This window comes from Prosthecobacter sp., from assembly GCF_029946185.1.
Lineage (GTDB): Bacteria > Verrucomicrobiota > Verrucomicrobiia > Verrucomicrobiales > Verrucomicrobiaceae > Prosthecobacter.
Window position 1 is genome coordinate 1 of record NZ_JAQSEA010000086.1, and the last position, 5,113, is coordinate 5,113.

Sequence of the window (5,113 nt, forward strand, 5' to 3'; positions counted from 1 at the left end):
GGCCAGATGCATGGTGCCGGTGTCGTTGGTGAGCAGGAGCTGGCAGCCGCGCAGTTTCGCGATGAGCTCGGAGAGGCGTGTTTTGCCGACGAGGTTTTCATGCGGTGCCTGGAGCATGGCGGAGAGCTTTTCGCCCATCTCCTTCTCCCCCGGTGCGCCGAACAACTGCCAGCGGAACTGCGCATGCTGGGCTGAGATTTGATTCACCACGGCAGCGAAGCGCTCCAGCGGCCAGCGCTTGGCGGGACCGTACTCGGCACCGGCACACACGCCGACACGGATGGTGCCGTCCGTCGGCACAGGCGGCAGACTGGAGTCAAAGAGGCCGGGTTGCTCAATGTCCGCGCCGATGCCTTTGGCGATGCGCAGGTAGCGGTGCGCGTGGTGCTCCTTTCCTCCCTTGGCCGGGCCGCCCTTGATGATCTGATTGAGCAGTTTGGCACGCAACGAGCCTCTGACACCGACCCGGCGGGGGATGCCTGCGAGCCAGACTTCCAGCGTGCTGCGGGTGGAGTTGGTGCAAAACACGGCGGCGTCGAATTTCACGTCCGTGGCCTTGATGCGCCTGGCCACGGCGAAGAGGCCTTCCTTGGCGGGCTTGCCGATGTAGCGCGAGACTTCGGGCATGGAGAGCCACAGCTCCTCCAGCTTGTCCGGTCCGAGAACGGTGATCTTCATGTCCGGTCGGCCGCGTTTGATGGCGCGCACCATGGGGAAGGCCATGCAGGCGTCTCCCAGCCAGTTCGGGCTGCGGATGAGCAACTCAAACGGCTGCAGGCGGCTCATGTCGTAGTCCGGTGAGAAGGCAATGCCGCGACGATAAGGGGCCAGCAGGAAATTCGGCTTCGGCAGCTTCCAGCGGTTGTGCACCCAGAACCAGTTGGCAGGCTGCTCGCAGATCAGCTTCTCCACAGCAGCATTGATCGCCAGGGTCAGGCCCTCGGCGTTGGGTTGCGCTGCGGGGGCTTTGACCTCCGGAGCGCAAACGAGCCGCCAGCGTGCGGGGCCGTCATCATAGACCATCATCGGCAGCACCACCGCATCCGTGCGGATGGCCATGAGCGCGGCGATGGTGGTGGTGGAGGCGAGGCGGTCGAAGAAGGGGCACCACAGGCCGTGATCTCCGGCATGCTGATCCACCAGCACGCCGACCTGACCGGCCTCGCGCATGAATTTCATCGGCGCATTGAAGCCAGCCTGACGGTCAAACAATGTATAACCGAGCTTTTCACGGCGGCGGAGAACCAGCGCATTGAGCCAGGGATTGTGCAGCGGCTGGTAAATGGCGCCGGCTTGATGACCACGCACATACATGGACGGCACCTGGGTCAGGATTTCCCAGCAGCTGGCATGCAGCACCAGATTGAGGAGCGGACGCTTGCCGTTGTCATAGGCGGCCTGCGCGCGTTCGATGCCTTCGGAGCGCACGTGCTTGCAAATTTGCGCCTCGCTCATCAGGGGCAGTTTGAAACCGCAGAGGATGTTGGCGAAGAGGCTCTTGAAGTGCTCGAACGCCAGGCGCTGGAGTTCGGCGGGGCTTTTTTCACGGCCAAAGGCAATGTGCAGGTTGTGCAGCGCGAGGCGTCGATATTTGCCGGCCAGAACATAAGCGAGGGTGCCCAGCACCCGGCCCACGTACCACACCACGATGAGCGGCAGCAGCCACAGCACGCCTTCAATGCACCGGAACAGCGCGTACACCAGCCACTGCACGGTGCGCTTGGTTAAACTGACGGAATCTTTGGCGCGGCCCATGTGGCTCTTTATGCCGCAACGCTTCCGGCCACGCAACCGATCATGCGAGATCAGCGGGTGCGGCTTCGTTTGGCGTGAGATGCACCGCTTTTTTCTCCTGCTCCTCACCTGCTGCCCGCTGCTGCATGCAGCCGCCGCGAAACCGAACATTGTTTTCATCATGGCCGACGATCTCGGCTGGGCGGATGTGGCGTTTCATGCGGGCAATGCACCCACGCCCACACTGGACAAACTGGCCCGGGAAGGGCTGGAACTGACGCACCACTACGTGGCACCGGTGTGCAGCCCTACGCGCGCCGGATTGATGACGGGGCGCTGCTGGAGCCGCTTTGGCGTCACGACCCCGCAGAGCGAACGGGCGCTGTCGTGGGATACCGTCACGCTGCCGGGTGCGTTGAAATCCGTGGGCTATGAGACCTGCCTCACGGGCAAATGGCATCTCGGTTCGAAGCCCGCGTGGGGACCGAATCGCTTTGGGTTTGATCACAGTTACGGCTCGCTGGGCGGCGGGGTCGGACCGTGGGACCACCACTACAAGAAAGGCCCCTTCACCGAGACGTGGCACCGCGATGAAAAGCTCATCAAGGAACCCGGGCATGTGACGGACTTGATCGCCAAGGAGGCCTGTGAGTGGCTCGCGGCGCGGAAGGATGCGCCGTTTTTCCTCTACGTGCCGTTCACGGCCGTGCATCTGCCCGTGAAGGAGCCGGAGGAGTGGTTGTCAAAGGTGCCTGCGGGCATCACGGGCGCGGTGGCCCGCCATTACGCCGCGTGCATCATGCACCAGGATGCGGCAGTGGGGCAGATCGTGGCCGCGCTGGAGAAGAACGGGCAGCGCAGCAACACGCTGCTGATTTTCACCAGCGACAACGGCGGCAGCACCGCTGAAAACAACGGCCAGGCCTACCCGCCCGATGACTACCCCACAGGCGCGCTGCCAGGGAACAACCTGCCGCTGCGTGGCGAGAAGGGCAGCGTCTATGAAGGCGGCATTCGTGTGCCCTGCATCCTGAACTGGCCCGGCACGCTGAAACCCGGCACGCATGATGCCCCGGTGCAGATCATCGACTGGATGCCCACCTTCTGCGCGCTGGCTGGATTCAAACCGGCCAAGGATCTGAAATGGGACGGCGTGAACCTCTGGCCGCAGCTTGCCGAAGGAGCGCCACCGCCGCCACGCACGTTTTACACCGTGGGCCCCGGCTTCAAGTCACGGACGCTGCGCTGTGATCCCTGGAAGCTCGTGGTTCATGGCGCTGCGGGGAAAGAAAAATTCGAGCTCTATGACATCCTCGCGGATCCGAACGAAACGAAGAACCTGGCCGCACAGCAGCCTGACCAACTGGCTGCGATGAAGGAGCGGATGGCCGATGCGGCCAAAGCCGACCGCGATGCGGTGGCGAAGGATTAAAGTAGTCCTGAGCTTTAGCTCGGTCTGGAGGTATGGGAGACGCGGCGCTTTCCAGAGCGAGCTAAAGCTCGTGAGTACTTTACGAAAAACGGGCGGTGCCTGCGCACCGCCCGTTGGAAAGATCACTCTTTGAAGAAATCCTATTTCTCCACCCAGCGCACGGCTTCCATGAGCAGTTCGCGAGCGGAAGCGAGACCGAGCTTCTGACGGATGTTGGCCTTGTGGGCATCCACCGTCTTGGCGCTGAGGGTCAGCTTTTCAGCAATGCTGTGGGAGTCGAAGCCGCGTCCGACCATCTCGAAGATTTCGAGCTGACGGTCGCTGAGCATGCGGGCGGGTTCGCCACGGGAGCCGCCGCGAGGGCCGCCACCGGAGACGATGCTGCCGAGCAGGGAAGCGCTGAAGAAGAAGGAGCCAGCAGCCACCTGACGGAGGCCCTGCAGCACGCGAGTGCTGGGTTCGCCCTTCATCACATAGCCCATGGCACCGGCGCGCAGGCAGCGCTCCGCGTACACGTTTTCATCGTGCATGGAGTACACGAGGATCTGCATGTTCGGATGACTGGCACGCAGCTTTTTGATGAGGTCCACGCCGCTGCGGTCCTTCAGGGTGATGTCGAGCACGACTACGTCGGGCTTGATTTTGGCGATTTGCTGCAGCGCCGTATTGGCGTCTTCAGCACTGCCGATGACCTGCATGTCTTCTTGCTGGTCGATTAGTTTCTTAAGCCCTTCGATAACGATAGGGTGGTCGTCGAGTATATAGATTTTGCTTTTCACGGTTTGACTAAAAGACTCATCTTCAAAAGAATGTCAAGCCTGCGTTCTTAAGAAAGTTTGAGCAGATAATGCACTCCATTGTTTTTCAATGTTTGAGAGCATGGTGGAATTGGATTAAAAAGCCCCGGAAAAATCTGCCGCCGGACTCGTAAAGCAGGATTTTAGGGCCTCGAAGGCTGAAAACTACATCCCAAGATTCTCCGGCGGCAGCCGTCATGCACGCACTCGCCATGAAACACTCCATCCATTCCGATACCACCACGCTGGGTTTTCAAATTGCTCCCATGATCGATGTCGTCTTCGTCATCATGCTCTTCTTCATGGTGATGGTGGGCAGCGTGAAAGTGGAGCGTGAACTGAAAACGAAACTTCCGGGCCCAGATGATCTCACCCAACTCGTGAAGTTTCCGGCTGAAGAAATCACCCTCGGGATTCTCGAAGACGGCACGGTCCTGCTGAATGAAGAGGCTTTTGATTCACCCAAGGACAAAGCCCTGCCCATGCTGACCCGCACGCTGCGGCGAGTAGCGGATTCTTCTGCGCAGCAGAAGCAGGTGGTTCTCGTGACCATTCAGGCTGAAGAGCAGGCCAGCTATGAGCGTGTCATTGATGTGCTCAACTCGCTGCATCAGGCGCAGATTCAAAACGTGACCTTCACCGTCGGCAGCGAGCCGCTTTGATCTGCTGCGACAGGCCCGGGCCTCAGCACGCGTTCTTTGCGCATGTCACGCTGCCTTCTCTTCCTGCTGCTTTCAGCCAACGCCTTCGCGCAGCTCGCCAACAGCCCGCCGGTGCCGCAGTGGCTGGCGGCGCCTGAAGCGGGCACAACATTCGAGCAGTCGGTGAAACACGAGGGCAAGCTGCTCAAAGCCGTGCTGCTGACCGCCAGCGATGCCACGGTGGAGATTGTGCTCGATGGCCAAAGCATCGCCACCGTCAAAGCCGCTGACACGGCGACCGGCACCGACCTCACGCAGCAGCTCGGCGATGGCAAAGCGCATCAGCTCGGGCTGCGTGTGCCGGGCAAAGCGAAGACCGCAGCGCGGCTCGAACTCAATGGCGATCTCGCTGCCGTGCGCTGGATCGCCACGGATGCCACGTGGCAGAACGCCGTGGTGAGCGGCCCCACCGATACCGATCCGGCCGCGAATCCCTTCGATTTGAAGAA

At 61.2% G+C, this 5,113-nt stretch carries 6 protein-coding genes; 3 read left to right on the forward strand and 3 right to left on the reverse strand.

The features are described 5' to 3' along the window. Together PSV43_RS06845 and PSV43_RS06850 are read right to left on the reverse strand one after the other, a co-directional pair. Positions 1-1,755: glycosyltransferase family 9 protein (locus PSV43_RS06845; protein ID WP_300194860.1), on the reverse strand; the 1,755-nt coding region annotated here is incomplete at its 3' end. Between the two features lie 40 nt (positions 1,756-1,795). Beyond that, positions 1,796-1,954, reverse strand: coding sequence for a hypothetical protein (locus PSV43_RS06850; RefSeq protein WP_300194862.1), 159 nt, complete (start codon positions 1,952-1,954; stop codon positions 1,796-1,798). On the opposite strand from PSV43_RS06850, the gene PSV43_RS06855 reads away from it, so the two are divergent. Continuing rightward, entirely contained in the window at positions 1,916-3,166 is a 1,251-nt protein-coding gene (locus tag PSV43_RS06855) for a sulfatase-like hydrolase/transferase (RefSeq protein ID WP_300194864.1), read from the forward strand. The genes PSV43_RS06850 and PSV43_RS06855 overlap by 39 nt on opposite strands. 140 nt (positions 3,167-3,306) lie before the next feature. Here PSV43_RS06855 and PSV43_RS06860 read toward each other — a convergent pair whose 3' ends face one another. Then, on the reverse strand, positions 3,307-3,945 hold the full coding sequence (locus PSV43_RS06860) for a response regulator transcription factor (RefSeq protein ID WP_300194866.1): 639 nt from the start codon (positions 3,943-3,945) through the stop codon (positions 3,307-3,309). Between the two features lie 230 nt (positions 3,946-4,175). On the opposite strand from PSV43_RS06860, the gene PSV43_RS06865 reads away from it, so the two are divergent. Next, positions 4,176-4,625, forward strand: a complete 450-nt coding sequence (locus tag PSV43_RS06865) for a biopolymer transporter ExbD (protein ID WP_300194868.1) — start codon at positions 4,176-4,178, stop codon at positions 4,623-4,625. Positions 4,626-4,667: 42 nt separating this feature from the next. Beyond that, positions 4,668-5,113, forward strand: a 446-nt coding sequence (locus PSV43_RS06870) for a hypothetical protein (protein ID WP_300194870.1), incomplete at its 3' end; no start/stop codon positions are given.